A 14,589-nucleotide genomic window follows, 5' to 3' on the forward strand; every position below is an offset into this window, starting at 1 on the left:
GAACGCGCGGCGCCTTCTTGGCAGATCAGTCGAGCAGCTTCTCGATCTTTTCGGCAGCAGCCTGCAGCGCTTCCTGCGGCGTCGCCTGGCCGGCCACGGCGCGGGCGGTCTCGTCGGCGAGAACCTGCTGCACGGCGTCGGACTTCGGATGGCGCGGACGCCACATCTGGCCTTCGCCGGCGGCGTCATAGCCCTGCTGCAGGGCGGCGAATACCGGCTTCAGCCACTCATGCTCGGGCGTGGTTGCAAGGGTCGACTTGCGCGCCGGGAAGACGCCAAGAGCGTTCGACTGCCAGACTTCGCCCTCCTTGGAGCTGAGCCACTGCAGCAGCGCCCAGGCTGCCTGCTGGTTTTCGCTCTTGTTGTTGATCGCGCCGCTCCAGATGCCACGGTGCGCGCCGGCGCTCTTCGAACCGACCGGCATGACCTGGATGCCGACCTGTTCAGGCTTGAGCGTGGTGGTCGATGGATCGACGGCCGTGCCCTTGAACACGCTGCCCCACATGAACATGGAAGCAACCTGGCCCTGGCGGAACGCCTGCAGCGACTCGTTGAAGCCGTGGCTGACGGCGCCCGTCGGCGCGTATTTCAGCAGGTCGATATGGGTCTGCAGCGCCTTGACGCCGGCTTCGTTGTTGAAGGTCGGCTTGTTGCCGGCGTCGAGCAGCGCACCGCCATTCGAATTGAGAATGGTCTGCCAGATGGTCGGGGTCAGCGCATCGCGCATGAAGTAGGTGTCGACTGCCCAGGCGTCGACCTTGCCGTCGCCATTGGTGTCCTGCACCAGCTTCTCGGCCTGCTGGAAGAACTGCTCCCAGGTCAGCTCCGGTGTCGGCGCGGGCAGGCCGGCCTTTTCGTAGAGCGCCTTGTTGGTGAACATCAAAAGCAGGTTCGAGCGCAGCGGCACGCCGTACTGCACGCCATTCCATTCACCGGCGGCGAGCGGGGCGGCGTTGAAATCGGCCCAGTCGTAGTCGGCGGACGTCCATGCTGCCGCATCCTTCTTCAGATCGACGAGGACGCCTGCACTGGCGAGCTGGGGGATCCAGGGATCGTCGGCGATGATGATGTCGTAGGTCGGAGCCGGACCGGTCGCATCGAGCAGGCTCTTGGCCAGCAGCTCGGCATACGGCACGCCGTCGATGGTGACCTTGATGTTCGGGTACACCTTGTTGAACTCGGGCACCATGTTGGTTTGCCACTGATTGGCGAACGCCTCGTTGGCGATCATCCGGATCTCGACCGGCTGCTCGGCTGTGCCGAGAGCGTCCTGCGCGTAGCTGGCGCCGGTCGCGAGAATGGAAATTGCGGCAACCGCCGACAGGCCTGCGGCGAAAACCGCGCGGCGCGACACGGAAAACTTGCCCGTACTCGTCTGCTTCACATGAGCCTCCCTTATGGCTCCGGCCAACAGGGAGCATGACCGCATGTCATGCCGCGACCTGACCGGTGCGCCAATGCCTATGTTCTACATTCTATAGAATGCAGAACGTGTCGTAGTGAAGAGCCTTTCTAGAGTCAACGCGAAAACGAAAGCACACGAACCCCAACCGACGACAACACGAATGCGCAGAACGTCCCGCATCGCTCGTTTTCTGGGTGCAGTGCACAAAAATGCGAAAGGCATCGCGTTGTCGCGATACGGGGATTCGCACCGTGACCAGCCTTGTCGGTGGCCTTCGGAGCGCATCATCCGGACTTCACCAGGAAGCAGCGCTGCCGGAGCAGCAGCGAACACTTGCGCCAAGGCAATTTTGGTATACAGTATTCCAAATCAATCTTTCGACTTTGCCAGGGAGCAGTGAATGACCGTTGCAATGAATCCGGACGAGTTCCGCACGGCGCTGGAAAACGCCATCAAGGGCAAGAGCGCCAACAAGTCGCCCTTCAGCGTCGGCTGGGCGAGCGGCAAGCTCAGCCGCGAGCACCTCGCCCGCTGGGCCGAGAACCACTACCACTATGTCGGGCCGTTCGCTGACTATCTCGGCTACATCTATGCCCGCATGCCGGAGGGCTATACCGAGGCCAAGGATTTCCTGCTCGCCAACATGTATGAGGAAGAGATCGGCGGCGACCGCCATACCGACCTGCTGATCCGTTTCGGCGAAGCCTGCGGCACGACGGGCGACAGGATGCGCGACTCCGACAACATGTCGCCGACGACACGCGCCCTGCAGAGCTGGTGCTATGCGGTTGCCATGCGCGAGGACCCGATCGTCGCCGTTGCCGGCCTCGTCGTCGGCCTCGAATCGCAGGTGCCGTCGATCTACCGCAAGCAGACGCCGACCCTGCGCGACAAGTATGGCTTCACCGACGAGGAGGTCGAGTTCTTCGACCTCCACATCGTTTCCGACGAGATCCATGGCGAGCGCGGCTACCAGATCGTGCTCGAGCACGCACGCACCGTCGAGATGCAGCAGCGCTGCCTCAAGATCTGCGAAGTCGGCGCCCAGATGCGCCTGCTCTACACCACCGCACTCTACAACGACTATGTCGCCGCAGAGTTGCCGCTCGAGGAACTCCTCGCCGCCTGAGCCAACACTCTTGGCGCGGGGGGAAGCGCGCGGACCGGTGGAGGGGCCGGTCAGCGCGTTCCCCTCGAAAACAGCAAAGACATGACATAACAAGGGCGCGTAACAGTGAAACAGGTTCTCAAACTCGAAATCGAAGAAGCTCGCGTCATGGCGGCGGCGGCTGTCGCCAAGGCCCTGGAACTCAATGTTCCCGAAACGGTGTGCATCGCCGATGACGGCGGCTATCCGATCGTCCTCGAGCGGATGAACGGCGCTCGCGTGACCGGGCCTCAGATCGCCTGGAACAAGGCATTTACCGCCGCGGGCCACAAGCGTTCGACGCACCTCTTCACCACGCCGCCAAACGGCCCGGCCCTGCCCGGCAACGAAGCCTTCGGCATCCAGCTCAGCTTCGAGGGCCGCTTCGCCGCGTTTGTCGGTGGTTTTCCTGTCGTCGTCGACGGTGAGGTAATAGGCGGTGTGGGCCTTAGCGGGGGCAATGGCGAGCAGGACATTGCCTGCGGTGTGGCGGCACTCGGCGCGCTGCAGGCGTTGCTGGAACCAAAGGGCCACAAGGTCATGGTGCAGGCCGACATCAAGAAATGACAGGCGGCCGCGACACGCGGCCCGACCCCCTGCTTCAGTGGAGACATGGATGAGCCATGTTGTGCGCGTTCTCGAAACCGAGGACCAATTCACCGTGGATTCGGAAGAATCCGTCCTGACAGCCGCCTTGCGCCAGGGCATTGCGCTGCGGCACGACTGCACGGAGGGCGGATGCGGAACATGCCGCGTACGGTTGACGGAAGGCTGCGTGCGCTACGAGGAATACCCCCTGGCGCTGACGCCGGAAGACGAGGAACTGGGTTTCGCCCTCGCCTGCCAGGCGCGCCCGGAAAGCGACCTTGTGATCAGCACCGAGCGACCGGTAGAGCCCTGCTCCGATCCCGAACGCCATGCTGCCGTGGTGGAGTCGGTACGCCATCTTGGCCGCGACGTGGTGCATCTGACATTGGCGCTGCCCGGGGCCGAGGACCTCGTCTACAGGCCGGGCCAATATCTCAACGTGCTGCTGGGCGATGGCAACAAGCGAAGCTTTTCCATGGCTTCGGTGCAAAACGGCAGGACTGTCGACCTCCACATACGTCGTGTCCGCGACGGCCATTTCACCGGAGGCCAACTGATGCGACTGAGCCCCGGAGACCGGGTCGACGTTGAACTGCCGCATGGCCTGTTCTGTTGCCGCAAGGAAGATTTTCGGCCCTTGGTGATGGTGGCGACGGGCACCGGGCTGGCGCCGATCAAAAGCATCCTGGAATCCCTGATGGACGATCCTGATTGTCCGCCCGTATCGCTCTACTGGGGCATGCGCACCGAGGAAGACCTGTATCTGCACGATGAAATCCTGTCGTGGACCGACCGGCTGTGCGACTTCCAGTATGTGCCCGTGCTGTCGCGCCCCGGTTCGTCCTGGACCGGGCGCCAAGGCTATGTGCAGGACGCCGCCCTGGAAGACCTTGGCGATTTCTCCGAGCACGCCATCTACATGTGCGGCTCGCCCAGCATGATTTCGAGCGCGAAAAAGCTCTTCATCGAAAACGGGGCAAACCCCGGCTTCATCTATTCCGACGCCTTCAACTTCCAGCACACCCTGGCGCCGGCATGACATCCCCGCCGGGCCTTGTTGTCAGGCCGGTATCGAAACGCGACCCTGGAGGGCAGTCGGGACCTTGGCCCACGGCGCGACGGCGGATGGCGGTGATCGCAGCGCGGATTGAATATTGTAATCCAAACCGCGGAGGCTATATCATTTGCAATCAGGAGTCGCTTCCGTCGGCTGATTCGCCCTCTACTCCCAGGAAGTGCAGGACATGACCGTCATACTTGGAGAAATCCACGCTCCGCTTACCAAGCTGATAACCGCCGCGTTGCGCGAGCGTATCGTCAGTGGTGAGATCGGCGTCGGCGAACGGCTGGTCGAAGGACGGCTCTCGGAAGAAATGGGCGTGTCGCGCATGCCGGTTCGCGAGGCGCTGCGCGAACTCGCCGCCGAGGGCATCGTCACCATCGAGCCGCGCCGTGGCGCATCGGTCACGATCTTCACCGAAGAGCAAAAGCGCGAGCTGGTCGAAGTGCGCGCGACGCTGGAGGCGCTGAACGCCAAGCTTGCCGCCAAGCGCCACGATCCAGAGCAGATAGCTGCCCTTCAGAAGATCCTCGACGACGGCGCAAAGCTGGCCGACACCGACGACCCGGTTCTGCTGTCCCGGCAGAACACCGAATTCCACGAGGCCCTTGCAACCGTTGCCGCCAATTCTGTGCTGCAGGACATGGTGCGTTCGCTGCGCGACCGCACGGTGATGCTGTTTGCTCCGATCAGCCGGCGGCGCGGCCGCCAGAACTGGGAAGAGCACGCCAATATCCTGCGCGCGGTGATTGCCGGCGACAGCGAACTGGCAGCCCTCCTCGCGGCACGCCATGTCTACAACGCGGCCGAGATCCCGCAGGACTAGCGCATCGGCCCGAAAATCGAACCCGATTTTCGGAAAGCACGATTCGCCAACTCAGTAAGTTAGAGCGTCCTTTGTGCGTCCATTCGAACGCACTGCGCTCTAGCAAGGACCGGTGGCGGGCGATCCTCGCCATCGCATCTTTCGACAGCGCGGCCCGATGGGCACTGTCTTGGCGCGCCGCCAACCGGTGGTGCTTCGAAAACAAAAGCTAGATCTGTCACCCCGGCGAGAAATGCCGGAAGGCGGCCGGAATGCTTCTTTCCTACACCTTGACCAGTTGCTCGACGCGATCCTTCTCACCGAAGATGCGGAGATAGCGCGCGATCTCCTTTTTGTCGCCGGTGGCCTTGGCCGGATTGTCGGAGAGTTTGACTGCCGGACGGCCATTCGCCTCGGTGACCTTGCAGACCAGCGAGATGGCGTTGAGCCGGTCGGTTTCCTTGGGCGCACAGCCTTCGAAATCGTTGGTCAGGTTGGTGCCCCAGCCAAACGACATGCGCACCTTGCCCTCGAAATGCCGGTAGGTTTCGATGATCGTGTCGACGTCGAGACCGTCGGAGAAGATCAGCAGCTTGTTCCTCGGATCCTGGCCCTTCTTGCGCCACCACTGGAGAATGCGCTCGCCGCCTTCGATCGGCGGGGCGCTGTCGGGGCGGAAGCCGGTCCAGTCCGCCACCCAGTCGGGCGCGTCGCGCAGGAAGGCGGCCGTGCCGAAGGCGTCGGGCAGCACGATCAAAAGGTTGCCGCCATAATAGCGCTGCCAGTCGAGCAGCACCTTGTAGGGCGACTGCTTGAGCTCGTCCTCGCTGTCGGCGAGCGCGGCATAGACCATCGGCAGCTCGTGCGCGTTGGTGCCGAGCGCCTCGAGGTCGGTGTCCATCGCCAGAAGCACGTTGGAGGTGCCGGTGAAGGCGTCGCCGATGCCTTCCTTCAGCGCCTCGACGCACCAGCGCTGCCACAGGAAGGAATGCCGGCGACGGGTGCCGAAATCCGAAATCTTGATGTCGGGCAGCATCTTCAGCCGCTCGGTCTTGTCCCACATCCTGGCCTTGGCGCGGGCATAGAGCACATCGAGCGCGAAGGGGCCGAAGGCCTTCATCGCCGAGCGCGAGCGCAGCTCGTTGATGATGGCAAGTGCGGGGATTTCCCACATCGAGGTCATCACCCAGGGACCGGCGAAGGTCAGCTCATACTGGCCGTCGCGCTTTTCCAGGTGGTAGGGCGGCAGCCGGAAGTTCTCCAGCCAGGCCAGGAACTCCGGCTCGAAGATCTGCTTGCGGCCGTAGAAATTGTTGCCACCGAGCCAGATCATCTCCTTCTTGGAGAAACGCAGCGTGCGGGCATGGTCGAGCTGTTCGCGCAGTTCGCCCTCGTCTATCTCCTCGGCGAGCTTGACCGTTGTGGCGCGGTTGATCAGCGAGAAGGTGGCGTCGACCTTGGGATGCATGCCCCAGATCATCTGCAGCATCAGAAGCTTGTAGAAGTCGGTGTCGAGCAGCGAGCGGACGATCGGGTCGAGCTTCCAGGTGTGGTTGTACACACGCCTCGCAATGTCGGTCCTGGCCATGCCGCTTCATTCCTCCCTGGCGCATAAGCCCGTCCTGCAGGCGCGCACCGCATCGTCGCTGACAGCATTGGGATATCGCGTCCGGGCGATCAAGCTGCAGGCATCAAAAAAGCAACCGTGGCCTCATTGGTTGCATCGGCTGAATGAAGTAGCCGCCGGTATCGCCTTCAGCCAGCGGCCTGGACCTGCTTCTGCCCGCGCCGCTTGCGAATGCTGATCTGCCCGGTGACCGCCTGTTCGGTGCGGGCCGGAAGCTCCTCGCGCTGGGCAAACAGCCAGTCGATGAACACCTGGGCAATCGGCGCCGAACGCACCTCGTTGCGGCACACGACATAAAAGGCATCGACCGCCGGAACCGAGAAATTGAACGGCGTCACCAGCTGGCCCTTGGCGAGCAGCGAGCTTGCCGTCACGCTGTCGCCCAGCGCCAGGCCGTGGCCGTGCACCGCGGCTTCCGTGGTCAGGCTCGCGCCGGCCATGCGGTGCTGCTGCAGCGGCTTGATGTCGAGCGCGTCGGCGGCGGCCAACCAAGTGTGCCACTCGCGGCCTTCGTCGGCATGCAGGAGCACATGGTCGGCAAGGTCGCGTACACTGCGGATAGGGCGGTTGTTGATCAGCGTCGGGCTGACCACCGGAAACAGCTCCAGCGTCGACCACTTCTTCGTCCAGCAGTCGCTCCACCGGCCATCGCCATAGAGCAGGCAGACATCGGTATCTGGCGAATGGATATCGCGGGGGTCGTTGGTGGCGTTCAGCGTCAGGCTGATACCCGGATACTGCGCAGTGAAGCCGCCAAGCCGCGGTACCAGCCACAACGACAGCAGGGCCGGCACGCAGCTGACCGTCAGCTTGCCGGAACTGGTCGGGCGCGTCATGCGCGCTGTCGCTGCTGCGATGCTCTCGAACGCGCCAGACACGGCCGGCAACAGCTCCGCACCCTGCGGCGTCAGTTTCAGGCGCGAGCCCGAGCGTTCCAGGAGCCTGACCTTGAGTGTCGCCTCAAGCGCGCGGATCTGGTGGCTGATGGCGCCATGGGTGACGTTGAGCTCGCCCGCAGCCTTGGTCAGCGAGCCGTGCCGCGCCGCCGCCTCGAAGGCGCGCAGCGGGTTCAGCGGAGGCAGGCGCCTGGACAATCGATCCCTTTCCGGAGGCTTCCAGTTTGTGAGAAATTCTCACACCGAAGAGCTTAACAATATCAATTGCCAATTCAAAGCCGCTGCCGGAAGATCGCCTGATAAAACCAAAAAGCATGCGGGGAACATTTGACAGCGACGGCAGCGGACAGCGGTCCGCCGCACCAGCGCGTTCCCGCATTGCGACCTGACCTGCAGGAGGCAATCATGGGTTTCGACGGCAACAAGCTCGATGAGCTGCGCAAGAAATATGGCGAAGGCCATGGCGGCGACCTGTTCGACCCCAAATTCCGCCGCGTCGCCGACAAGATCTTCAACAAGTCGGGCACGCGCCTGGCACCCTATTCGGGCATCCCGACCTTCCTGACCGCACCCTACGTGCCGGTCGACAACGACAATCCCGATTTCGGCGACCTGCAGGTGGCGATGGTCGGCGTGCCGATGGACCTCGGTGTGACCAACCGTCCGGGCTCGCGCTTCGGCCCGCGCGCCGTTCGCGCCATCGAGCGCATCGGCCCCTACAACCATGTCCTCGACTGCGCCCCGGTGCAGGAACTGCGCGTCGCCGACATCGGCGACGTGCAGTTCCGCAGCCGCTACCGGCTCGAACTCAGCCATGAGGACATCGAGCGCCGCGTCGGTCAGATCGTCGATGCCGGCGTGGTGCCGCTGTCGGTCGGCGGCGACCATTCGATCACCCACCCGATCCTCAAGGCCGTCGGCAAGAAGCGTCCGGTCGGCATGATCCACATCGACGCCCATTGCGACACCGGCGGTGCCTACGACCTGACCAAGTTCCACCACGGCGGTCCGTTCCGCAACGCGGTGCTCGACGGCGTGCTCGACCCGACCCGCGTCATCCAGATCGGCATCCGCGGCTCGGCCGAATATCTGTGGGAGTTCTCCTACGAATCCGGCATGACCGTCATCCATGCCGAGGAGATCACCGGCATGGGCATCCCGGCGGTCATCGAGAAGGCCAAGCAGATCGTCGGCGACGGCCCGACCTACCTGTCCTTCGACATCGACAGCCTCGACCCGGCCTTTGCGCCCGGCACCGGCACGCCCGAAGTCGGTGGCTTGACCACGCGCGAGGTGCTGGAGATCATCCGTGGTCTCAAGGGCCTCAACCTGGTCGGCGGCGACGTCGTCGAGGTGGCGCCGCAATACGATTCGACCACCAACACGGCACATGCCGGCGCGCAGGTTCTGTTCGAAATCCTGAGCCTGATGATGTTCAGCCCGTTCGTCACCGGCAAGGGCGCCTGACCAACTGTTTCCAGCGGCCGGCGGTCCAGTTGCCGCCGGCCAGAATGCAACGACAGCCTCCAACCCGCTCGAAAGGGACCCAGCACATGAACATGACGTTTCTGAAGCCGACGGTCGCAGCCCTGGTTGTCGCGGGCGCCGCGCTCCTTGCCGCAGCTCCGGCCAATGCAGACGCGCTCGAAGACATCGCCAAGGCGGGCCAGCTCAATGTCGGCGTCTTCGCCGACTTCCCGCCGTTCTCGTCGGCGAGCGCCGACATGAGCCTCAAGGGCTACGACGACGGACGCCTCAACGCTTCCTCGGAAGCCTGGCTCAAGACCCCGCTCAACCCCGACAACCTCAAGGATTGATCGGTGAGCTACAGCCTCGAATTCGGCTGGCTCGAAGGCGCGGCGGGCGCAATAGCGCAAGGCGCTGCCATGACGGTCTTCCTGATCGCCGTGACAACGCTCGCCGGCACGCTGATCAGCGTGTTGGCCGCCGCCGGCCGCCGCAGCGGTCCGCTGTGGCTCAAGCGCGCCATCACGGTCTATGTCGAGGTGGTCAGGAACACGCCGTTCCTGGTGCAGCTGTTCTTCATCTTCTTCGGATTGCCGAGCCTCGGCATCCGGCTCGACCCGGTGTTCGCCGCCATCCTGGCGATGACGCTCAACATGGCCGCCTACACCACCGAGGTCGTCGGGGCCGGCCTCGACGCCGTGCCGAAAGGCCAGCGCGAGGCAGCATTGGCGCTGGGCTTGCGGCCACGCCTGGTCTTCGTCAAGATCGTCCTGCCGCAGGCGATGAAGGTCATCTTCCCGGCGCTGACGAGCCAGATCGTGATCATGATGCTCGAGTCATCAGTCGTGTCGCAGATCGCCGTACGTGAACTCACCTACGAGGCCGACATGCTGCAGGCGCGGACCTTCCGCCCCTTCGAGACCTATTTCGTCGTCGCCATGATCTACCTTGGCCTGTCCATCGCCTTGCGCCGGATTCTCGTCGGCATCGGCCGCCGCACGCTTTCCCCAGGTGTCTCATGATCGAGTTCACCTTCTGGGACATCCTGCGCAATCTCGTCTTCGCCACCCGCTGGACCGTGCTTTTGTCGATCGCCGCGTTCATCGGCGGCGGCATCGTCGGCATAGCCATCCTGTTCCTGCGCATTTCCAAGACCAACTGGATGCGCCGCTTCGCCAGCGGCTACATCGCGCTGTTCCAGGGCACGCCGCTGCTGCTGCAGCTTTTCCTGATGTTCTTCGGCCTGCCGATGCTCGGCTTCCGCATCGAGCCGTGGACGGCGGCGATGCTCGGCCTGACCTTCTTCGCCAGCGCCTACCTGGCCGAAATCTGGCGCAGCGGCGTCGACGCGCTGCCGCAGGGCCAGTGGGATGCCGGCGCCAGCCTCGGGCTTCACCATCTGCAGGAACTGCGCCTGATCATCCTGCCGCAGGCCTTCGCGATCACCCGCGCGCCGGTCGTCGGCTTCCTAGTCCAGCTGGTCAAGGCAACGGCCCTGACCTCGATCATCGGTTTCGACGAGCTGTTGCGAACCGCCAACGCGATCAACAACGCCACCTTCGAACCCTTCATCGTCTATGGCCTGGTCGCCCTGATCTTCCTGGTGATCTGCTACCCGCTGACCCAATACGCTCGCGCGCTGGAGGCCCGCGCCACAGCACGCTGATCCGTACCTCCGTCATCAAGACAAGAATGGGAACAGCCGGAACGATCCGGCAGCAAATGAGGAGAAGACCAATGAAAAAGCTACTGGATACCCCGATCAGCCGCCGTGCCGTGCTCGGCGCCGGCGTTGCTTCCGCCAGCCTGCTCGCCATGCCCTCGATCCTGAGGGCGCAGGACAAGTCGATCAAGATCGGCGTCTATGGCGGCTACTTCAAGAAGTCGTTCGACGAGCACATCTTCCCCGAGTTCACCAAGGCCACCGGCATCGCAGTCGAGTCCGTCGCCGAGCCGACCGGCGAAGCGTGGCTGGTGCAGCTCGAGCAGGCGGCCAAGGCCGGCCAGGCGCCCGCCGACCTCTCGATGATGTCGCAGACGTCAGTGCTCAAGGGTCAGTCGACCGAGCTGTGGGCGCCGCTCGACCTGGCGAAGATCAAGAACAGCGCAAACCTCATCGACCACTTCGTCAACGAGTATCCGGACGGCCGCGTCGCCGGCATCGGAGCGGTTGCCTGGTACATTACGCTGGTCACCAACACCTACGCTTTCCCCACTGCGCCCGACTCGTGGGCAGCGTTCTGGGATCCGGCGAATGTCGACAAGCTCGGCCTTCTGGCGCTTGCCTCCAACTCGTTCCTGCTCGAAGTGACGGCCAAGACCTTCATGGGCGGCACCAACGCGCTGGACACCGAAGAGGGCATCGAAAAAGCTTTCGCCAAGCTCGCCGAGGTCAAGCCGAACGTGCGGCTGTGGTATCGCGACGAGGCCCAGTTCGAGCAGGCGCTGAAGTCGGGCGAAATCCCGATGGGCCAGTATTACCACGACGTCACTGGCCTCGCCGCGGCCGAGGGCCAGCCGGTGCGCTCGACCTTCCCGAAGGAAGGCGGCATCCAGGATTCGGGTTCGTGGGTTCTGTCGCGCGCGTCGAAGAAGTCGGATGAGGCGCACGCCTTCATCGACCACATGAGCCAGCCGGCGGTGCAGGCGCTGATGTCGCGCAAGGTCGGCACCTCGCCGACGGTCAAGCGCGAACTGCTCGACCTGACGCCGGAAGAGTTCGCGGCGGTTTCCTCTGATATCGCGCCGATCATCCCGCGCTACGACCTCTACACCACCAAGGCCGACTGGATTAACCAGAAGTGGACCGAGCTGATCGTCGGCTGATCTGGATCTGCCCTTCTCCCCGCTCGCGGGGAGAAGGGACGCTTTCCGCAACGCCGTTCCAACGTTTCAAGGCCCCCCTCATGTCCGGACTCGTGCTTAAGGACATCACCAAGTCTTTCAGCAACTTCACTGCCGTCGACTCCGCCAACCTGACTGTGCCGCATGGCAAGTTCGTCTGCCTGCTTGGCCCCTCCGGCTGCGGCAAGACCACGCTTTTGCGCATGATCGCCGGGCTCGAAAACCCGACCCGCGGCACGATCCTGCTCGACGGCGACGACATCACACCGGTGCCGACGCACAAGCGCAACCTCGGCATGGTGTTCCAGTCGCTGGCTTTGTTTCCGCACCTGTCGGTCGGCGACAACATCGCCTATCCACTGCGCATCCGCGGCGCCTCGCGCGAGGACCAGAACAAGCGCGCCGACGAGTTGCTGAAGCTGATCCATCTTCCCGGCTTCGCCGACCGCCCGGTGGCCAAGCTGTCCGGCGGCCAGCGCCAGCGCGTCGCGATCGCCCGCGCACTCGCTTTGTCGCCGAAACTGTTCCTGCTCGACGAGCCGCTGTCGGCGCTCGACGCCAAGCTGCGCGAAGCGATGCAGGTCGAGTTGCGGCAACTGCAGCAGAGGCTCGGCATCACCACCTTCGTCGTCACCCACGACCAGCGCGAGGCGATGACCATGGCCGATCTCGTCGTGGTCATGGGCCACGGCAAGATCCTGCAGGCAGCGCCGCCGATCGAGATTTACCGCAAGCCGGCCGATGCCTTCGTCGCCGACTTCATCGGCATGACAAACCTGCTCGACGCGGACCTCGACCGCGCCGGTCGCGTCTCGGTACTCGGCCAGGCAATTCCTGGCCTTGCGATGCCCGAAGGCCTGGCCAAGGCTGCCCTGTCGATCCGCCCCGAGGACGTCCATCTCGGCCCGGTCGGGGGCGACGCCATTTCTGGCACGGTAACCTTCGTGCGCGACCTTGGCGGCACCATCGAGACGTTCGTCGAGGCTGGCGGCAAGACGATCATCGCGGTGGCAACCCCGCGCGAACGGCCCAATGTCGTCGCCGGCCAGCAGGTCGGCGTGATCTTGCCGGCCGAAGCCTGCGTGGTGCTCAAGTCATGAAACGCGAAGCGCCGAAATCGATTGCGGACTACACCCCGCTGTTCTTTCCGGGGCTGATGCTGATCGTCTTCTTCGTCATCCCGTTTTCGACGATGATCGCCGTCAGCTTCTTCCAGCGCGACCCGTCGGGCTTCTACACGCCCGATTTCGTCTTCACCAACTACGCGCGCTTCCTGACCCCGTTCTTCGGCAAGGTGCTGGGCTTTTCCCTGATGCTGGCGGTGATGGTGGCGATCTGCTGCGTGGCGATCGCCTTCCCCTTCACCTTCTTGCTGACCAAGAGCCCGCGCAAGGTCCAGACCGTCTGGCTCGTCTGCCTGCTGTCGGTGCTGTCGCTGTCGGAGGTCATCATCGGCTTTGCCTGGTCGACGCTGTTCTCGCGCACGGCGGGCATCACCAACCTCTTCGTCGCCGTCGGCCTGATGAACGAGCCGGTGGCGCTGCTGCCCAGCTTCTGGGCGGTGCTGACCGGCATGGTCTACCAGGCCCTGCCCTACACAATCCTGGTGCTCTATCCCGCTCTCGTCCGCCTCGATCCGCAGCTTCTGGAGGCGGCGCGCACGCTCGGCGCATCACCGACACGCGCCTTCTTCAACGTGGTGGTGCCGGCGTTGCGCAACACCATCGTCGCCACGCTGATCATGGTCTTCGTCTTCGCGCTGGGCTCGTATCTCTTGCCGCAGATCCTCGGCCGGCCGTCGCACTGGACGCTTTCGGTGCTGATCACCGACCAGGCAATCTACCAGTCCAACATGCCGTTTGCCGCAGCAATGGCGGTGTTCCTGGTGCTGATGTCGCTGGCGCTCGTCGGCCTGACGATGCTGGCTGGCCGCAAGGAGAACGCGCTGTGAAACAGACCTTCCTTCGCCGTCTCTACTTCACGCTCGTTGCGCTGTTCCTGTCGGCGCCGATCATCGTCGTCGCCGGCGTGTCGGTGAACGAAAAGCAGGACCTCGCCTTCCCGCCGAAAGGGTTCTCGCTCGCCTGGTACGGCCAGATCTTCTTCGACCCCGAATGGCGCGCCGCGCTTTTCGCCTCGGTCACCCTTGCGGTGACGGCGGCGGCGCTTGCCGTCGCCATCGCGTTGCCGCTGGCCTGGTTCCAGTGGCGGCGCATCGCGCCCTGGGCCAGCGTTTTCCAGGTCCTCGGGCTGGCGCCGTTCATCCTGCCGCCTGTTATCACCGCGCTCGGCATGCTGACCTTCTGGGCGACGACAGGCTTCTACGGCCAGCCGTGGACGGCCGTCATCAGCCACGCGATCTTCTTCGTCACGCTGCCGCTGGTCACCCTGTCGCTCGGCTTCTCGTCGATCGACCGCTCGCTGGTCGAGGCGGCAGCGACGATGGGTGCCGACGATCGCACGGTGCTGAAGACCGTGGTACTGCCGCTGATCAGGCCCTATCTGGTCTCCGGCTACGCCTTCGCCTTCGTCTTGTCGCTCAACGAATACATCGTCGCCTACATGACCGTCGGCTTCACCATCGAGACGCTGCCGATCAAGATATTCAACGCGCTGCGCTACGGCTACACGCCGACCATGGCATCGGTGTCGGTGTTCTTCGTCGCATTGGCGGCGCTGGTCTTCGGCCTGATCGCCAGGTATGGCGACATCAGGAAGCTGCTCGGCGCGATGTCTTCCGAGAGCTGACG

The 14,589-nt window shown here is 63.9% G+C and carries 14 protein-coding genes and 1 pseudogene; 12 read left to right on the forward strand and 3 right to left on the reverse strand.

Annotated elements, in window-relative coordinates:
- Positions 1 to 25 precede the first annotated feature (25 nt).
- Entirely contained in the window at positions 26 to 1,384 is a 1,359-nt protein-coding gene (locus PCJ21_RS16945) for an ABC transporter substrate-binding protein (protein ID WP_269932601.1), read from the reverse strand.
- Positions 1,385 to 1,805: 421 nt separating this feature from the next.
- Here PCJ21_RS16945 and PCJ21_RS16950 point away from each other — a divergent pair, with 421 nt between their 5' ends.
- The 4 genes from PCJ21_RS16950 to PCJ21_RS16965 all read left to right on the forward strand — a co-directional run bounded on the left by PCJ21_RS16950 (position 1,806) and on the right by PCJ21_RS16965 (position 5,026).
- Positions 1,806 to 2,534: a TenA family transcriptional regulator gene (locus tag PCJ21_RS16950; RefSeq protein ID WP_269932602.1), complete on the forward strand. Its 729-nt coding sequence runs from the start codon at positions 1,806 to 1,808 to the stop codon at positions 2,532 to 2,534.
- A gap of 105 nt (positions 2,535 to 2,639) precedes the next feature.
- Positions 2,640 to 3,119: a GlcG/HbpS family heme-binding protein gene (locus PCJ21_RS16955; protein ID WP_269932603.1), complete on the forward strand. Its 480-nt coding sequence runs from the start codon at positions 2,640 to 2,642 to the stop codon at positions 3,117 to 3,119.
- Positions 3,120 to 3,168: 49 nt separating this feature from the next.
- Positions 3,169 to 4,179, forward strand: coding sequence for a 2Fe-2S iron-sulfur cluster-binding protein (locus PCJ21_RS16960; protein WP_269932604.1), 1,011 nt, complete (start codon positions 3,169 to 3,171; stop codon positions 4,177 to 4,179).
- Between the two features lie 205 nt (positions 4,180 to 4,384).
- Complete coding sequence (locus PCJ21_RS16965) at positions 4,385 to 5,026, forward strand: GntR family transcriptional regulator (protein WP_269932605.1); 642 nt, start codon at positions 4,385 to 4,387, stop codon at positions 5,024 to 5,026.
- A gap of 262 nt (positions 5,027 to 5,288) precedes the next feature.
- Here PCJ21_RS16965 and pncB read toward each other — a convergent pair whose 3' ends face one another.
- On the reverse strand, positions 5,289 to 6,593 hold the full coding sequence (pncB, locus tag PCJ21_RS16970) for a nicotinate phosphoribosyltransferase (RefSeq protein ID WP_269932606.1): 1,305 nt from the start codon (positions 6,591 to 6,593) through the stop codon (positions 5,289 to 5,291).
- A gap of 167 nt (positions 6,594 to 6,760) precedes the next feature.
- On the reverse strand, positions 6,761 to 7,726 hold the full coding sequence (gene gcvA, locus PCJ21_RS16975; protein ID WP_269932607.1) for a transcriptional regulator GcvA: 966 nt from the start codon (positions 7,724 to 7,726) through the stop codon (positions 6,761 to 6,763).
- Positions 7,727 to 7,933: 207 nt separating this feature from the next.
- Here gcvA and speB point away from each other — a divergent pair, with 207 nt between their 5' ends.
- The 8 genes and pseudogenes from speB to PCJ21_RS17015 all read left to right on the forward strand — a co-directional run bounded on the left by speB (position 7,934) and on the right by PCJ21_RS17015 (position 14,587).
- The gene (gene speB / locus PCJ21_RS16980) at positions 7,934 to 8,995 is read left to right on the forward strand and encodes an agmatinase (RefSeq protein ID WP_269932608.1); all 1,062 of its coding nucleotides are present in this window, start codon (positions 7,934 to 7,936) and stop codon (positions 8,993 to 8,995) included.
- Positions 8,996 to 9,081: 86 nt separating this feature from the next.
- Positions 9,082 to 9,327 (forward strand): annotated as a pseudogene (locus PCJ21_RS16985) (transporter substrate-binding domain-containing protein); the annotation flags it as partial.
- A gap of 21 nt (positions 9,328 to 9,348) precedes the next feature.
- Positions 9,349 to 10,017 carry an amino acid ABC transporter permease gene (locus PCJ21_RS16990; protein WP_269932609.1) on the forward strand — a complete coding sequence of 223 codons (669 nt, stop codon included), beginning with the start codon at positions 9,349 to 9,351 and terminating at the stop codon, positions 10,015 to 10,017.
- Entirely contained in the window at positions 10,014 to 10,661 is a 648-nt protein-coding gene (locus PCJ21_RS16995; RefSeq protein WP_269932610.1) for an amino acid ABC transporter permease, read from the forward strand. Before PCJ21_RS16990 ends, PCJ21_RS16995 begins: the two co-directional genes overlap by 4 nt.
- A 71-nt stretch (positions 10,662 to 10,732) precedes the next feature.
- Positions 10,733 to 11,821: an ABC transporter substrate-binding protein gene (locus tag PCJ21_RS17000; protein WP_269932611.1), complete on the forward strand. Its 1,089-nt coding sequence runs from the start codon at positions 10,733 to 10,735 to the stop codon at positions 11,819 to 11,821.
- 80 nt (positions 11,822 to 11,901) lie between these two features.
- Positions 11,902 to 12,939, forward strand: coding sequence for an ABC transporter ATP-binding protein (locus tag PCJ21_RS17005; RefSeq protein ID WP_269932612.1), 1,038 nt, complete (start codon positions 11,902 to 11,904; stop codon positions 12,937 to 12,939).
- On the forward strand, positions 12,936 to 13,790 hold the full coding sequence (locus tag PCJ21_RS17010) for an ABC transporter permease (protein ID WP_269932613.1): 855 nt from the start codon (positions 12,936 to 12,938) through the stop codon (positions 13,788 to 13,790). The genes PCJ21_RS17005 and PCJ21_RS17010 overlap by 4 nt, the downstream gene beginning before the upstream one ends.
- Complete coding sequence (locus PCJ21_RS17015; protein ID WP_269932614.1) at positions 13,787 to 14,587, forward strand: ABC transporter permease; 801 nt, start codon at positions 13,787 to 13,789, stop codon at positions 14,585 to 14,587. The genes PCJ21_RS17010 and PCJ21_RS17015 overlap by 4 nt, the downstream gene beginning before the upstream one ends.
- The last annotated feature ends 2 nt before the right edge of the window (positions 14,588 to 14,589 follow it).

Source organism: Aminobacter sp. HY435 (genome assembly GCF_027568395.1).
Lineage (GTDB): Bacteria > Pseudomonadota > Alphaproteobacteria > Rhizobiales > Rhizobiaceae > Aminobacter.

Excerpts from the sequence above, each read along its gene's own strand:
- PCJ21_RS16950 (WP_269932602.1), top strand. The coding sequence starts at position 1,806 with ATGACCGTTGCAATGAATCCGGACGAGTTCCGCACGGCGCTGGAAAAC.
- PCJ21_RS16960 (WP_269932604.1), top strand. The coding sequence starts at position 3,169 with ATGAGCCATGTTGTGCGCGTTCTCGAAACCGAGGACCAATTCACCGTG.
- PCJ21_RS16965 (WP_269932605.1), top strand. The coding sequence starts at position 4,385 with ATGACCGTCATACTTGGAGAAATCCACGCTCCGCTTACCAAGCTGATA.
- pncB (WP_269932606.1), bottom strand. The coding sequence starts at position 6,593 with ATGGCCAGGACCGACATTGCGAGGCGTGTGTACAACCACACCTGGAAG.
- speB (WP_269932608.1), top strand. The coding sequence starts at position 7,934 with ATGGGTTTCGACGGCAACAAGCTCGATGAGCTGCGCAAGAAATATGGC.
- PCJ21_RS16995 (WP_269932610.1), top strand. The coding sequence starts at position 10,014 with ATGATCGAGTTCACCTTCTGGGACATCCTGCGCAATCTCGTCTTCGCC.
- PCJ21_RS17000 (WP_269932611.1), top strand. The coding sequence starts at position 10,733 with ATGAAAAAGCTACTGGATACCCCGATCAGCCGCCGTGCCGTGCTCGGC.
- PCJ21_RS17005 (WP_269932612.1), top strand. The coding sequence starts at position 11,902 with ATGTCCGGACTCGTGCTTAAGGACATCACCAAGTCTTTCAGCAACTTC.
- PCJ21_RS17010 (WP_269932613.1), top strand. The coding sequence starts at position 12,936 with ATGAAACGCGAAGCGCCGAAATCGATTGCGGACTACACCCCGCTGTTC.